This is a genomic window from Streptomyces tibetensis (assembly GCF_007655005.1).
Classification (GTDB): Bacteria; Actinomycetota; Actinomycetes; order Streptomycetales; family Streptomycetaceae; genus Streptomyces; species Streptomyces tibetensis.
In genome coordinates this window covers 24,409-36,896 of sequence record NZ_SZVW01000002.1, presented here as the reverse complement: position 1 = coordinate 36,896, position 12,488 = coordinate 24,409, and the positions used below count along the sequence as shown (strand labels likewise).

Here is a 12,488-nt window from a genome sequence, read left to right as displayed (position 1 = left end):
GTCCGGACCGACCCCGGGCTGGGCCGGCACCCGGCGTTCGGCGAGTTCGGACTGCCGGAGGGCGCGTGAGGGCGGCGCAGACGGGTGAGGGTCATCGGCGCCGGTGAGGATGCCGGTCAACGGGTGAACTCCCCGCGAACGCACGGGGCTTCACAGGAAATTCTCCGGGCTTGTCATTGACATGCCAGCGTCTACGCGCGTCATCATGAGCGTCATGAACTTCCCCCCACGCGCCGCGCGGCTCGGCGCAGCAGCCGCCCTCCTGTCCGCCCTCCTCGTCGGCGGAACCGTCTCAGCGACCACGGCCGACGCGGCCCCCACCGCCGTCGGCGACATCTGCTACAGCGCCCTGCCGTCCCAGGCCCACGACACGCTCGACCTGATCGAGCAGGGCGGCCCCTACCCGTTCGACCAGGACGGCACCGTCTTCCAGAACCGGGAAGGCGTCCTGCCGAGCAAGTCGTCCGGCTACTACCACGAGTACACGGTCATCACCCCGGGCTCCTCCACCCGCGGCGCGCGACGCATCGTCACCGGTGAGCAGAACCAGGAGGACTACTACACGGCCGACCACTACGAGTCGTTCGACCTGGTCGACTACGGCTGCTGAGCCCCGACGCACACCGCGGGCCGGACGTCCGTCGGCACGTCAGACGGACTTCCGGCTCCCGGCCGCCGCGAACAGGGCGACGCCCAGCACGAGCAGCGTGACGCTCGCGTAGACCTCGTAGCCGTCGAGGAACCCCAGGCGCTGGACCAGGCCCCAGTTCCAGTCGGTGAACTCGTGGATCAGGCCCGCCACGCCCTGGACCAGGGCGAGGAAGCCGAGAATCTCCAGTACCTGCTTCATGCCACCAGCCTCGTCCCGCGGACCCCCCACCCACATCGGCCGCGGGACGAACCCCCCGGGCCGGAAGTCCCCGCTCCGGTGCCACGACGGCATCGAAAGTCTGCGATGCGGCGACTTTGGTCGACGATCCCGCGCGAGGGCGGGTGCGCGGGGCCCGCGCTGCGTAGATTTGGCGTTCGTGAGTGGTGACGACGCGGGGCGCGCCTCCCCGGTACCGGTGGGAGGGACGCCCGCGCTGGTCACCGGGCGCAGATGGTTCTTCCCGTCCGCCCTCCTGCACGAACTCGATCCCGACGCCGCACGGGCCGGGCGGCGGCCCCGGCGCACCGCGCGCGACTGGGTCGTCGACTTCTCCTGCTTCCTGCTGGCCGTCGTGGTGGGCGCGGCGGCCGCCGACGCGCTCGTCGACAACCCGCATGTGCCGCCCGGACTGGCCGTCGTCGACCAGGTGATCGGCGCGCTGGCCTGCGCGGCGGTCTGGCTGCGGCGCCGCCGGCCGCTGGGGCTGGCCGTGGCGATGACCGCCGTCAGCTTCGTCTCGGACAGCGCGGGCGGTGCGGGCCTGATCGCTCTGTTCACCCTCGCCGTGCACCGCCCCTTCCGGTACGTGGCATGGGTGGGCGGCATCAACGTGGCGCTGGTGCCGCTCTACTACTGGGTGCGCCCCGACGCGGACCTCCCCTATCTGGTGAGCGTTCCCTTCGCGGTGGTGCTCACCGTGGCGATCGTCGGCTGGGGCATGTTCGTACGCGCCAAACGGCAGCTCATGGTGAGTCTCAGGGACCGCGCCCGGCGCGCCGAGACCGAGGCGCGGCTGCGGGCCGAACAGGCGCAGCGACTCGCCCGGGAGGCCATCGCGCGGGAGATGCACGACGTGCTCGCCCACCGGCTGACGCTGCTGAGCGTGCACGCGGGCGCCCTGGAGTTCCGGCCCGACGCGCCCCCCGCTCAGACGGCGCGGGCGGCGGGCGTGATCCGGGAGAGCGCGCACGAGGCGCTCCAGGACCTGCGGGAGATCATCGGTGTGCTGCGCGCGGGCGAACCGGACGACACGGGCCGGCCGCAGCCGACCCTCGCGGCGCTGGACACGCTGGTCGCCGAATCCCGCGAGGCCGGCATGAAGGTCGCCCTCGACCAGCGCGTCGAGGGCCCCGCCGGCGTGCCGGCTTCCGTCGGGCGCACCGCCTACCGGATCGTCCAGGAGGGCCTGACCAACGCGCGCAAGCACGCCCCCGGCACGGAGGTCACGGTGACCGTCACCGGCGCGCCGGGCACCGGCCTCACCGTCCGCGTGCACAACCCGCCGCCCGTGGGCGAGGTGCCGCACGTCCCGGGCTCCGGGCAGGGCCTGATCGGCCTCACGGAGCGGGCGACCCTCGCGGGCGGCCGGCTGGAGCACGGGCACCCGCCCGGGGGCGGGTTCGAGGTGCGGGCCTGGCTGCCGTGGCGGTGAGCACCCGGCGCCCTGCCGTCCGGCCGTCAACCTCGCGCGCAGCGCCGGGCGTTGACACCGCTCGTCCGGGCCCACCGCCCGGCCCGGTCGTGATTACGTAAGGCCCATGACTGCGATCAGACTGCTCCTCGTCGATGACGATCCGCTGGTGCGGGCCGGGTTGTCCTTCATGATGGGCGGCGCCGACGACATCGAGATCGTCGGTGAGGCCGCCGACGGCGCCGAGGCGGAGGCCCTCGTCGACCGCACCCGCCCGGACGTCGTGCTCATGGACATCCGGATGCCGACGGTGGACGGTCTCACGGCCACGGAGCGGCTGCGCGCCCGCAGAGATGCCCCGCAGGTGGTGGTGCTCACCACCTTCCACGCCGACGAGCAGGTGCTGCGGGCGCTGCGTGTCGGCGCCGCCGGGTTCGTCCTCAAGGACACCCCGCCGGCCGAGATCCTCGCGGCCGTGCGCCGGGTCGCCGCCGGCGACCCGGTTCTGTCGCCCGCGGTCACCCGCCAGCTGATGCGGCACGCCGTCGGCACTGCCGCCGACACGCGCCGCACCCGCGCGCGGGACCGCCTGACCGTCCTCAACGACCGCGAGCGAGAGGTCGCCGTCGCGGTCGGCCGGGGCCTGGCCAACGCCGAGATCGCCGCCGGACTGTTCATGAGCGTCGCCACGGTGAAGACACACGTCTCGCGCATCCTGGCCAAGCTCGACCTCAACAACCGGGTGCAGATCGCGCTGCTCGCCTACGACGCGGGGCTCCTGGAGGAGGAACAGGAAGAGCACTGACCTTCCGAGGATCCCGGCCCGCCCGCCCTCAGGTGAGTCCCGGGCCGCCGCCGGGGATCTCCGCCAGGTGCACCGGCCTGCGCTCGCGCCGCGACAGTTCGCACGCCTCCGCGACCCGCAGGGCTTGCAGCGCCTCGCGCCCGTCGCAGGGATTGGCCCGCTCGCCCCGGACGACCTCGACGAACGCGTTCAGCTCCGCCTCGTAGGCGGGTCCGAACCGTTCCAGGAAGCCCGTCCAGGGCTTGTCCGCGGCCGGCGGCCCGGTCGGCTCGGTGGACGCGATCGGCGTACGGTCGTCCAGGCCGACCACGATCTGGTCGCGCTCCCCGGCGAGCTCCATGCGCACGTCGTAGCCGGCCCCGTTCATCCGGGTCGCGGTGAGCGTGGCGAGCGTGCCGTCGTCCAGGGTGAGGAGCGCGGCCGCGGTGTCGACGTCGCCCGCCTCGCGGAACATCCGGGGGCCGGCGTCGGACCCGGCGGCGTAGACGTCCGTGACCTCCCGGCCGGTCACCCAGCGCAGCACGTCGAAGTCGTGGATCAGCGTGTCCCGGTACAGCCCGCCGGACAGCGGCAGCCACGCGGCGTCCGGCGGCGCCTGGTCGCTGGTCAGGGCCCGCACGGTGTGCAGCCGCCCCAACCTGCCGGACCGCACGGCCTCGCGCGCCCCCGTGTAGCCCGCGTCGAAGCGGCGCTGGAAGCCCATCTGGAGAACCGTCCCTGCCGTCTCGACCTCGGCGATCGCGCTCAGGCTCCCCGGCAGATCCAGCGCGATGGGCTTCTCGCAGAACACCGGCAGACCCGAGCGTGCTGCCCGACCGATCAGTTCGGCGTGGGCCGACGTCGCCGTCGTGATCACCACGGCGTCGACCCCCCAGCGGAAGATCTCCTCCACGCCGGGCGCCGCCGTCTCGCCCAGTCGGTGCGCCAGTTCCTGGGCCCTCGCGGGGTCCGCGTCCGTGAGGATCAGGGAGCCGACGTCGCGATGCCGACTGAGGGTGTTCGCGTGGATGGTGCCGATGCGGCCCGTACCGATGACGCCGATGCGCATGAGAACAAAGTGCGTGCACAGCTCGCCGCTGTCAATCGGCATGTCCGGACAATCTGACTACACGACTTCCCGTCAACAACGCACGGAGCTACGCTCGGCGCGTGCCGAAACCAGAAGTGGACCCGACCGTGCAGCTCGAGCTGAGCGTGGACCGCAGCTCCCCCGTGCCGTTGTACTTCCAGCTGTCCCAGCAGCTGGAGGCCGCGATCGAGCACGGCACGCTGACCCCCGGCAGCCTGCTGGGCAACGAGATCGAACTCGCCGCCCGGCTCGGCCTGTCCCGGCCGACCGTCCGCCAGGCGATCCAGTCGCTCGTCGACAAGGGCCTGCTCGTACGCCGCCGCGGCGTGGGCACCCAGGTCGTGCACAGCCAGGTCAAACGCCCGCTGGAGCTCAGCAGCCTCTACGACGACCTGGAGGCGGCGGGCCAGCGCCCGGCCACCCGGGTGCTCGTCAACGAGCTGGTCCCCGCCTCCGCCGAGGTCGCCGCGGCACTCGGCGTCGCCGAGGACAGCGACGTCCACCGCGTCGAGCGGCTCCGTCTCGCCCACGGCGAGCCCATGGCCCATCTCTGCAACTTCCTGCCCCCCGGCCTCATCGACCTCGACACGGACCAGCTGGAGACGACCGGCCTCTACCGGCTGATGCGATCGGCGGGCATCACCCTGCACAGCGCCCGCCAGTCGATCGGCGCCAGGGCGGCGACGACGGAGGAGGCGGACCGCCTGGCGGAGGAGACGGGCGCGCCACTGCTGACGATGCAACGCGTCACGTTCGACGACACGGGCCGCGCTGTCGAGTACGGCACACACACGTACCGCCCGACGCGCTACAGCTTCGAATTCCAGCTGCTGGTGCGTTCTTAGGGGCGCGGGGATGTGCTGATCTGCGGCTCCGCCGCGGGGGCGCGACAAGCCCCCACCGGCCCGCACTCGGCAATGATCCGCACCCCCTCTGCTCCTCACCCTGCCTCCCCGTGAGGCAGAATCGGCGGCGATGAGCACCTACCGCGACTTCACCGCCCCCATCGGCTCCCGCAGTGCCACGGCCCTCCGCACCGTCGGCACCCGGGAGCGCCGCTCGCACCTGACGGCCCCCCGCGTGCCCACGGTCGGCATCGACATCGGCGGTACGAAGGTGATGGCGGGCGTCGTCGACGCCGACGGCAACATCCTGGAGATGCTCCGCACGGAGACCCCGGACAAGTCCAAGAGCCCCAAGGTCGTCGAGGACACCATCGCCGAGCTGGTCCTGGACCTCTCCGACCGGCACGACGTGCACGCCGTCGGCATCGGTGCGGCCGGCTGGGTGGACGCCGACCGCAACCGCGTGCTGTTCGCCCCCCACCTGTCCTGGCGCAACGAACCGCTCCGCGACCGCCTCTCGGGCCGGCTCTCCGTCCCGGTCCTGGTGGACAACGACGCCAACACCGCCGCCTGGGCCGAGTGGCGCTTCGGCGCCGGCCGCGGCGAGGACCACCTCGTCATGATCACCCTCGGCACCGGAATCGGCGGCGCCATCCTGGAGGACGGCCAGGTCAAGCGCGGCAAGTACGGCGTCGCCGGCGAGTTCGGCCACATGCAGGTCGTGCCCGGCGGCCACCGCTGCCCGTGCGGCAACCGCGGCTGCTGGGAGCAGTACAGCTCGGGGAACGCCCTGGTCCGTGAGGCCCGCGAGCTGGCGGCGGCCGACTCGCCGGTGGCGTACGGGATCATCGAGCACGTGAAGGGCAACATCGGCGACATCACCGGCCCGATGATCACCGAGCTGGCCCGCGACGGCGACGCGATGTGCATCGAGCTGCTCCAGGACATCGGCCAGTGGCTCGGCGTCGGCATCGCCAACCTCGCCGCCGCCCTCGACCCCTCCTGCTTCGTGATCGGCGGCGGTGTCTCGGCCGCCGACGACCTGCTCATCGGCCCCGCCCGGGACGCCTTCAAGCGGCACCTCACCGGTCGTGGCTACCGCCCCGAGGCCCGCATCGTCCGGGCGCAGCTCGGCCCCGAGGCCGGCATGGTCGGCGCCGCCGACCTCGCCCGGCTGGTCGCCCGCCGCTTCCGCCGCGCCAAGCGCCGCCGTGTGGAGCGTCACGAGCGCTACGAGCGGTACACGCAGTCGCTGCGCAGTACCCAGGAGACGCCGTGACCGCCTCCCTGCCCCACCAGGGCCCCTGGCCCGACGAGCCGGACCGCCCGGCCGAGGACCGCCGCCACATGATCCGCCGCAGGTCCCTCACCCTGCTGATCATCGTGCTGCTCATCGGCATCCCGGCCGGCTACCTCGTGATCTCCGCGAACCAGAGCCGCGACAGCGGCAAGGACAAGGAGGCGAAGTACTCGGCCACCGGTCTCACCGAGGGCTGGCCCTCCAAGCTCCAGCGCAGGATCTACCAGGTGCCCGTCCCGCACCCCGCCTGGCACGTGGCGTACTACGAGACCAACAACTGGAAGACCAGCCGTCTCTACACCCAGTTCGAGACCAACGCGGCCGGCCTGGACGCCTATCTGACCGGTCTGGGCGTGACCCGGAAGGACCTGAAGCAGGGTGACGTCACCATCGGCGCCCGCGACCGGAAGGTCACCGGCTGGAAGTTCGCCACGACCGACTCCTGGTACGGCTTCGTCCACCGGCAGAAGAACCCGGCGCCCACCCACGACGTGATCGTGGACCTGTCCAACCCGGCGTACCCCTGGGTGTACGTCGTCTCCCGGACCGTGCCCTGACCCTGCGGGGCCGTGCCCTGACGTCTGCGGGGCCGTGCCCTGAGCCTGCGGGGCCGTGCCCTGACGTCTGCGGGGCCGTGCCCTGAGCCTGCGGGGCCGTGCCCTGACGTCTGCGGGGCCGTGCCCTGACGTCTGCGGGGCCGTGCCCTGGCCCTGCGGGACCGTGACCTGGTCCTGCGCGACTGGGCCCTGACCCTGCCGCCGGGGCCGATTGTCAGACCCCGCCCGTAGAGTCGGAGACAACCGATCGACACACGGGGCGGGAGGTGGCAGGACGTATGGGAGAGACGGCTCTGATGGCCGAGCGGGCGGGGGAGACGACGGTGCCGGTCCGACTCCCGGCCGTCTTCCTGCCCGCGCCCCTCCCGCGCGAGGGGCGCATCGCCTTCTGGGACCCCGAGGGTGAACCCCTGCCCGCCCGGGAAGCCGGGGGCGCCGCGTCCGGCGGGGACGCCACGGACACCGAGCTGACCGTCGTACGACGGCACGGCGCCACCGGGGTCCGGCGTCGCACCACCCCCGCGCTGACCCTTCCGCTCGACGCCGCCCTGCCCCTCCTCGTACGCGCCCGGCACGACCCCGCGGCCCACCCCGCCACGGCCTGCTGGGGCGCCGCCGCCCTGCACGCCCTGCGGCTGACCGCCCGCGGCCGGCTGCTGCCCGGCCTGACCGCCACGGGCCACGACGCCTGGCGGGCCGGCCCCCTCGACCCGGACGACATCGCCCACCTGCGCGCGGTGGCCGCCGCCCTGCCCTACGAGGGCCACGCCGTGCCGCTGCCCGGCCCCGGCCCGATCCGGCTGCCCGAACCGGAAGCGCTGGTGCGCGCCTTCCTCGACGCGGTCGCCGACACCCTGCCTCGTACCCCGGCCGCGCCCCACACCTCAGGCCGGCCCTTCGCCGCCCGCGAGGCCCAGCATCTGCCCACCGCCCAGGACTGGGCCGCCGAAGTCGCCGCCGGGATGGACGCCGGCGTGCGGATATCGCTCCGCCTGGACCTGTCGGCCTACGACCTGTTCGACGACGCCTCCGACGGCGGCGCCCGCAGCGCCGGCGCCGCGATCGTCCAGGTGCACAGCCTCGCCGACCCCACCCTCGTGGCCGACGCGGCGGCCCTGTGGGCGGGTGCGGCCGACGACGCCTTCGGTCCCCGGGCGCGTGTGGACGCGGCCCTCGCCGTCCGCCGCGCGGCCCGGGTCTGGCCTCCGCTCGACCGGCTCGCCGACCAGGACGTGCCCGACGTGCTGGCCCTGACCGAGGACGAGCTGAACGACCTGCTCGGGGTCGCGGCGACCCGGCTCGCCGCGGCCGGGGTCGCCGTGCACTGGCCGCGGGACCTCGCGCAGGACCTGTCCGCCGCGGCGGTGGTCCGCCCGGCCCCCGGTTCGGCGACCGACGGCACCGGCTTCTTCGAGAGCGAGGACCTCCTCCAGTTCCGCTGGCAGCTGGCGCTCGGCGGCGACCCGCTCACCGACACCGAGATGGACGCCCTCGCCGAGGCGCACCGCCCGGTCGTCCGGCTGCGCGACCAGTGGGTGCTGGTCGACCCGGCGCTGGTGCGCAAGGCCCGCAAGCGGGACCTGGGCCTGCTCGACCCGGTCGACGCGCTGTCCGTCGCCCTCACCGGCACGGCCGACGTGGACGGCGAGACGGTCCAGGCCGTCCCGGTCGGCGCGCTGGCCGCCCTGCGCGACCGCCTGACCGCGGGAATCCGTCCGGCCGAACCGCCCCCGCAACTGCGGGCCACCCTCCGGGACTACCAGCTGCGGGGCCTGGCCTGGCTCGACCTGATGACCTCCCTCGGCCTCGGCGGCTGCCTCGCCGACGACATGGGCCTCGGCAAGACCATCACCCTCATCGCCCTGCACCTGAAGCGGTCGCGCAGCGAACCCACCCTGGTCGTGTGCCCGGCCTCCCTGCTGGGCAACTGGCAGCGGGAGATCACCCGCTTCGCCCCCGGCGTCCCCGTCCGCCGCTTCCACGGCCCGGACCGCAGCCTCGACGGCCTGGACGGCGGCTTCGTCCTCACCACCTACGGCACCATGCGCTCGGCGGCCCCCGCCCTGGCCGAGCGCACCTGGGGCATGGTCGTGGCCGACGAGGCGCAGCACGTCAAGAATCCCTACTCGGCCACCGCCAAGGCGCTGCGCACCATCCCGGCCCCCGCGCGCGTGGCGCTCACCGGCACGCCCGTCGAGAACAACCTCTCGGAGCTGTGGGCCCTGCTCGACTGGACCACTCCGGGGCTGCTCGGGCCGCTGAAGTCCTTCCGCGCCCGGCACGCGCGCGCCGTGGAGAACGGCGAGGACGAGGAGGCGGTGGAGCGTCTGGCCCGGCTGGTGAGGCCCTTCCTGCTGCGCCGCAAGAAGTCCGACCCGGGCATCGTGCCCGAGTTGCCGCCCAAGACGGAGACCGACCATCCGGTGCCGCTCACCCGCGAACAGGCCGCGCTGTACGAGGCGGTGGTCCGCGAGTCGATGCTCGCCATCGAGACGGCCGAGGGCATGCCCCGCCGGGGCCTGGTGCTGAAGCTCCTCACCTCGCTGAAGCAGATCTGCGACCACCCCGCGCTGTTCCTCAAGGAGGAGCACACCGCTGCCGCGGGCGACCGGCTCGCCGCCCGCTCCGGGAAGCTCGCCCTGCTGGACGAGCTGCTGGACACGCTGCTCGCCGAGGACGGGTCCGCCCTCGTCTTCACCCAGTACGTCGGGATGGCCCGCCTGATCACCTCCCACCTGGCCACCCGGGCCGTCCCGGTCGACCTCCTCCACGGCGGCACGCCGGTCCCCGAGCGGGAGCGCATGGTGGACCGCTTCCAGGCCGGTTCGACGCCGGTCCTGGTGCTGTCGCTCAAGGCGGCCGGCACCGGCCTGAACCTCACCCGGGCGGGTCATGTCGTGCACTTCGACCGCTGGTGGAACCCGGCCGTCGAGGAGCAGGCGACCGACCGTGCCTATCGCATCGGGCAGACCCAGCCGGTGCAGGTCCACCGCCTCATCACCGAGGGCACCGTCGAGGACCGCATCGCCGAGATGCTCCAGTCCAAGCGGGCCCTGGCCGACGCGATCCTGGGCTCCGGCGAGTCCTCCCTCACGGAACTGACGGACCGGGAGCTGTCCGACCTGGTGTCCCTGCGGAGGTCGTCATGACGTCCCACCAAGGCTGCGAACCGCCCGCCCCGCCGTCCCCGCGGAGTACGTCATGAGCGTCCGCCCGTCCGACGAGGCCCGCCGCGCCCTGCGCGAGGCCCGGGAGCGAGCGGCCCAGGACCCCGCTCCGGCACCGGCCGCCCACCCGGAGCCGCCGTCCCCGTCCGGGGAAGCGGCAGACCAGGGGGCGCCCAGGCCGGCAGACGTGGCACGCGAGGCACTGCGAAGGGCCGTGTCCGACCAGCGGGGGAGTGCGCAGGCGGACGCCGATGCCGCCCAGCCCGCTGACTCCTCCGAGGGCACCGACGAGCCCGGGGACGCCGGTGGCTCCGGAGCGGCCCCCGGTGGTCGGCCGGATCGCGGTGTGCCCGGGGATGCCGGTGCTTCCGGGGTGGCAGCCGGTGGTCGGCCGGACGGTGGCGTGCTCGGGGACGCCGGTGGTTCGGGGGTGGCGGCCGGTGGTCGGGCGGACGGGGGCGTGCTCGCAGACGCCGGTGGCTCCGGGGTGGCCGCCGCTTGGCGGGCCGGCGGCGGCGTGCCCGAGGTCGGCCGTGCCACCGAACGCTCCGGCGGGCAGCAGGGGAGGAGCGGCCCCGAGGCGGAGGATGGGGGTTCGGAGGTCGGCGGTGCACCCCGTGGCGGCGGTGCGCCCCGTGGCGGCGGTGCGCCCCGTGGCGGCGGTGCGCCTGAGGGCCTCCCGGCGGCCGTGACGCCGGATCCTCAGGCATCCGGTGACTCGCGGACGAGCCCCCCGGAGGCCACTTCGACGGGTGCCGCCTCTGCGCCATCCTCAGGTCGGGAGGGGACCGGGCGGCGGGCCGCGGACGTTGCGCGCGAGGCGCTGCGCGCGGCACGGGACGACGCGCGGAGGGCCCGGGAGGAGACGGAGCGGGAAGGCGCCCGCCGCAGGCGCCGGGCCCGGCAGAGCGCCGTGGACGACAGAGCAGCGGCTGCGCGACGAGCGGCCGGGGACGCCCCTGGCCGGGATGCGCGCGATGTGGGGCAGCTGCTGTCCGGCGCCTTCCTGATGCCGGACCTGCGGGACACGGACTCCGACGACCATGAGCCGACGCCCGGGCAGGCCGACCGGCCCGCCCGCGACCCCTTTGCTCCGAGCTCCGCACCCGTAGCCCCCGCGCCGCCCCTGTCCCCGCCCGCAACTTCGGCGGCCCGCACCCCTCCGCCTTCCGGAACCCCCCGCTCCATGGCCGCCCCGACGCGCGACCACGAACTCCGCCGCACCTTCCCACCCCTCCCACCCCGGGACGGCGACCGCTTCGCCGAGAGCTGGTGGGGAAACGCCTGGGTCGAGGCGCTGGAGCAGGGCGCGCTGGACGTGAAGCGGCTGGAGCGCGGGCGGGGATACGCGGGGCAGGGCCATGTCGACGCCATCACCGTGACGCCCGGACTGGTGCTGGCGTACGTCCAGGGCAGCCGCCCCCGTCCGTACCGCGTCCAGGTACATCTGCACACGCTCGACGACACCGACTGGGACCGGTTCCTGGACGCCGCCGCCGACCGCCCCGGGCACATCGCGGCGCTGCTCGACAAGGAGATGCCCCAGTCGCTCGCGGAGTGCGGTGTGCCGCTGCTGCCCGGCCCCGGCGACCTGGAGCCCCGCTGCAGCTGCCCGGACCGCGGCCACCCCTGCAAGCACGCGGCAGCCCTCTGCTACCAGACCGCCCGGCTGCTCGACGCCGACCCCTTCGTCCTGCTCCTGCTGCGCGGCCGGGGCGAACGGGAACTGCTCGACGCACTGTCCCGGCTGAGTGCCACCCGCGCCGCGCGCGCCGCGCAGGACAAGGGCCCGGCGCCCCTGCCCGGCGTGCGGGCCGCCGAGGTGCTCGCCTCGCGCGCCCTCGCGCCGCTCCCCGCCCCACTGCCTCCGCTCGCGCATCCCGAGCAGCCCCCGGCCTATCCGGCTGCCCCCGGTGGCCCGGACCCCTTCGCGCTGGACCAGCTGGCCACCGACGCCGCCGCCCGCGCCCACGCCCTGCTCGGCACCGGCCGTGACCCGGTCGGGCAGCTGACCTTCTGGCAGGACGCGGTCCGGCTGGCCGCCGCCCGCCCCGGGTCCGGACTCACCGCCGGTACCCGGGCGCTGTACAAGTCACTCGCCTCAGCGGCGGGACGCACCACGTCGGAGCTGGCCCGCGCGGTAGCGGCCTGGCGTCAGGGCGGGCTGGAGGGCCTCGCCGTACTGGAGGAGCCGTGGGACCCGCCCGCCGGCCGGTTCGACCGTGCCAGGCCCTTGCTCCTCGCCGCCGACCTGCCCGCCTTCCGGCCCTGGCGCAACCACCTCACCCACCCCCGGGGCCACGTCCAGCTCCGTCTCGGCCGCGACGGCCTCTGGTACGCCTACGAGTCCGAGCCGGGCCACGACGACTGGTGGCCGAGAGGCACCCCGGACCTGGACCCCGTCGGCGCCCTCACCGGCCTCGGTGTGCCCGGAGACCTGTGAGGGCACCCCCGGGTAGGGGC

General features: G+C 74.4%; 10 protein-coding genes. 8 read left to right on the top strand and 2 right to left on the bottom strand.

Translation table 11 applies throughout. The features are described 5' to 3' along the window. Nucleotides 1–214 precede the first annotated feature (214 nt). Nucleotides 215–610, top strand: coding sequence for a guanyl-specific ribonuclease (locus FDO69_RS02620; RefSeq protein WP_104777957.1), 396 nt, complete (start codon nucleotides 215–217; stop codon nucleotides 608–610). 39 nt (nucleotides 611–649) lie between these two features. Here FDO69_RS02620 and FDO69_RS02615 read toward each other — a convergent pair whose 3' ends face one another. Further along, nucleotides 650–850, bottom strand: a complete 201-nt coding sequence (locus FDO69_RS02615; RefSeq protein ID WP_104777956.1) for a hypothetical protein — start codon at nucleotides 848–850, stop codon at nucleotides 650–652. Nucleotides 851–1,028: 178 nt separating this feature from the next. On the opposite strand from FDO69_RS02615, the gene FDO69_RS02610 reads away from it, so the two are divergent. Continuing rightward, nucleotides 1,029–2,303 carry a sensor histidine kinase gene (locus FDO69_RS02610; protein ID WP_420878479.1) on the top strand — a complete coding sequence of 425 codons (1,275 nt, stop codon included), beginning with the start codon at nucleotides 1,029–1,031 and terminating at the stop codon, nucleotides 2,301–2,303. 106 nt (nucleotides 2,304–2,409) lie between these two features. Beyond that, nucleotides 2,410–3,087: a response regulator transcription factor gene (locus tag FDO69_RS02605; RefSeq protein ID WP_104777954.1), complete on the top strand. Its 678-nt coding sequence runs from the start codon at nucleotides 2,410–2,412 to the stop codon at nucleotides 3,085–3,087. 28 nt (nucleotides 3,088–3,115) lie between these two features. Here FDO69_RS02605 and FDO69_RS02600 read toward each other — a convergent pair whose 3' ends face one another. Then, a complete protein-coding gene (locus FDO69_RS02600) occupies nucleotides 3,116–4,135 on the bottom strand; it encodes a Gfo/Idh/MocA family protein (RefSeq protein WP_104778465.1) in 1,020 nt (339 codons plus the stop codon). 128 nt (nucleotides 4,136–4,263) lie between these two features. On the opposite strand from FDO69_RS02600, the gene FDO69_RS02595 reads away from it, so the two are divergent. From FDO69_RS02595 to FDO69_RS02575, 5 genes are all read left to right on the top strand, one after another. Continuing rightward, entirely contained in the window at nucleotides 4,264–5,001 is a 738-nt protein-coding gene (locus FDO69_RS02595; protein ID WP_170320839.1) for a GntR family transcriptional regulator, read from the top strand. A gap of 130 nt (nucleotides 5,002–5,131) precedes the next feature. After that, entirely contained in the window at nucleotides 5,132–6,280 is a 1,149-nt protein-coding gene (locus FDO69_RS02590; protein ID WP_104777952.1) for an ROK family glucokinase, read from the top strand. Next, a complete protein-coding gene (locus FDO69_RS02585; RefSeq protein ID WP_104777951.1) occupies nucleotides 6,277–6,858 on the top strand; it encodes a sugar kinase in 582 nt (193 codons plus the stop codon). Before FDO69_RS02590 ends, FDO69_RS02585 begins: the two co-directional genes overlap by 4 nt. Before the next feature lie 278 nt (nucleotides 6,859–7,136). After that, nucleotides 7,137–10,007, top strand: a complete 2,871-nt coding sequence (locus tag FDO69_RS02580; protein WP_104777950.1) for a DEAD/DEAH box helicase — start codon at nucleotides 7,137–7,139, stop codon at nucleotides 10,005–10,007. 706 nt (nucleotides 10,008–10,713) lie between these two features. Then, the gene (locus FDO69_RS02575; protein ID WP_420878488.1) at nucleotides 10,714–12,468 is read left to right on the top strand and encodes an SWIM zinc finger family protein; all 1,755 of its coding nucleotides are present in this window, start codon (nucleotides 10,714–10,716) and stop codon (nucleotides 12,466–12,468) included. Nucleotides 12,469–12,488 lie beyond the last annotated feature (20 nt).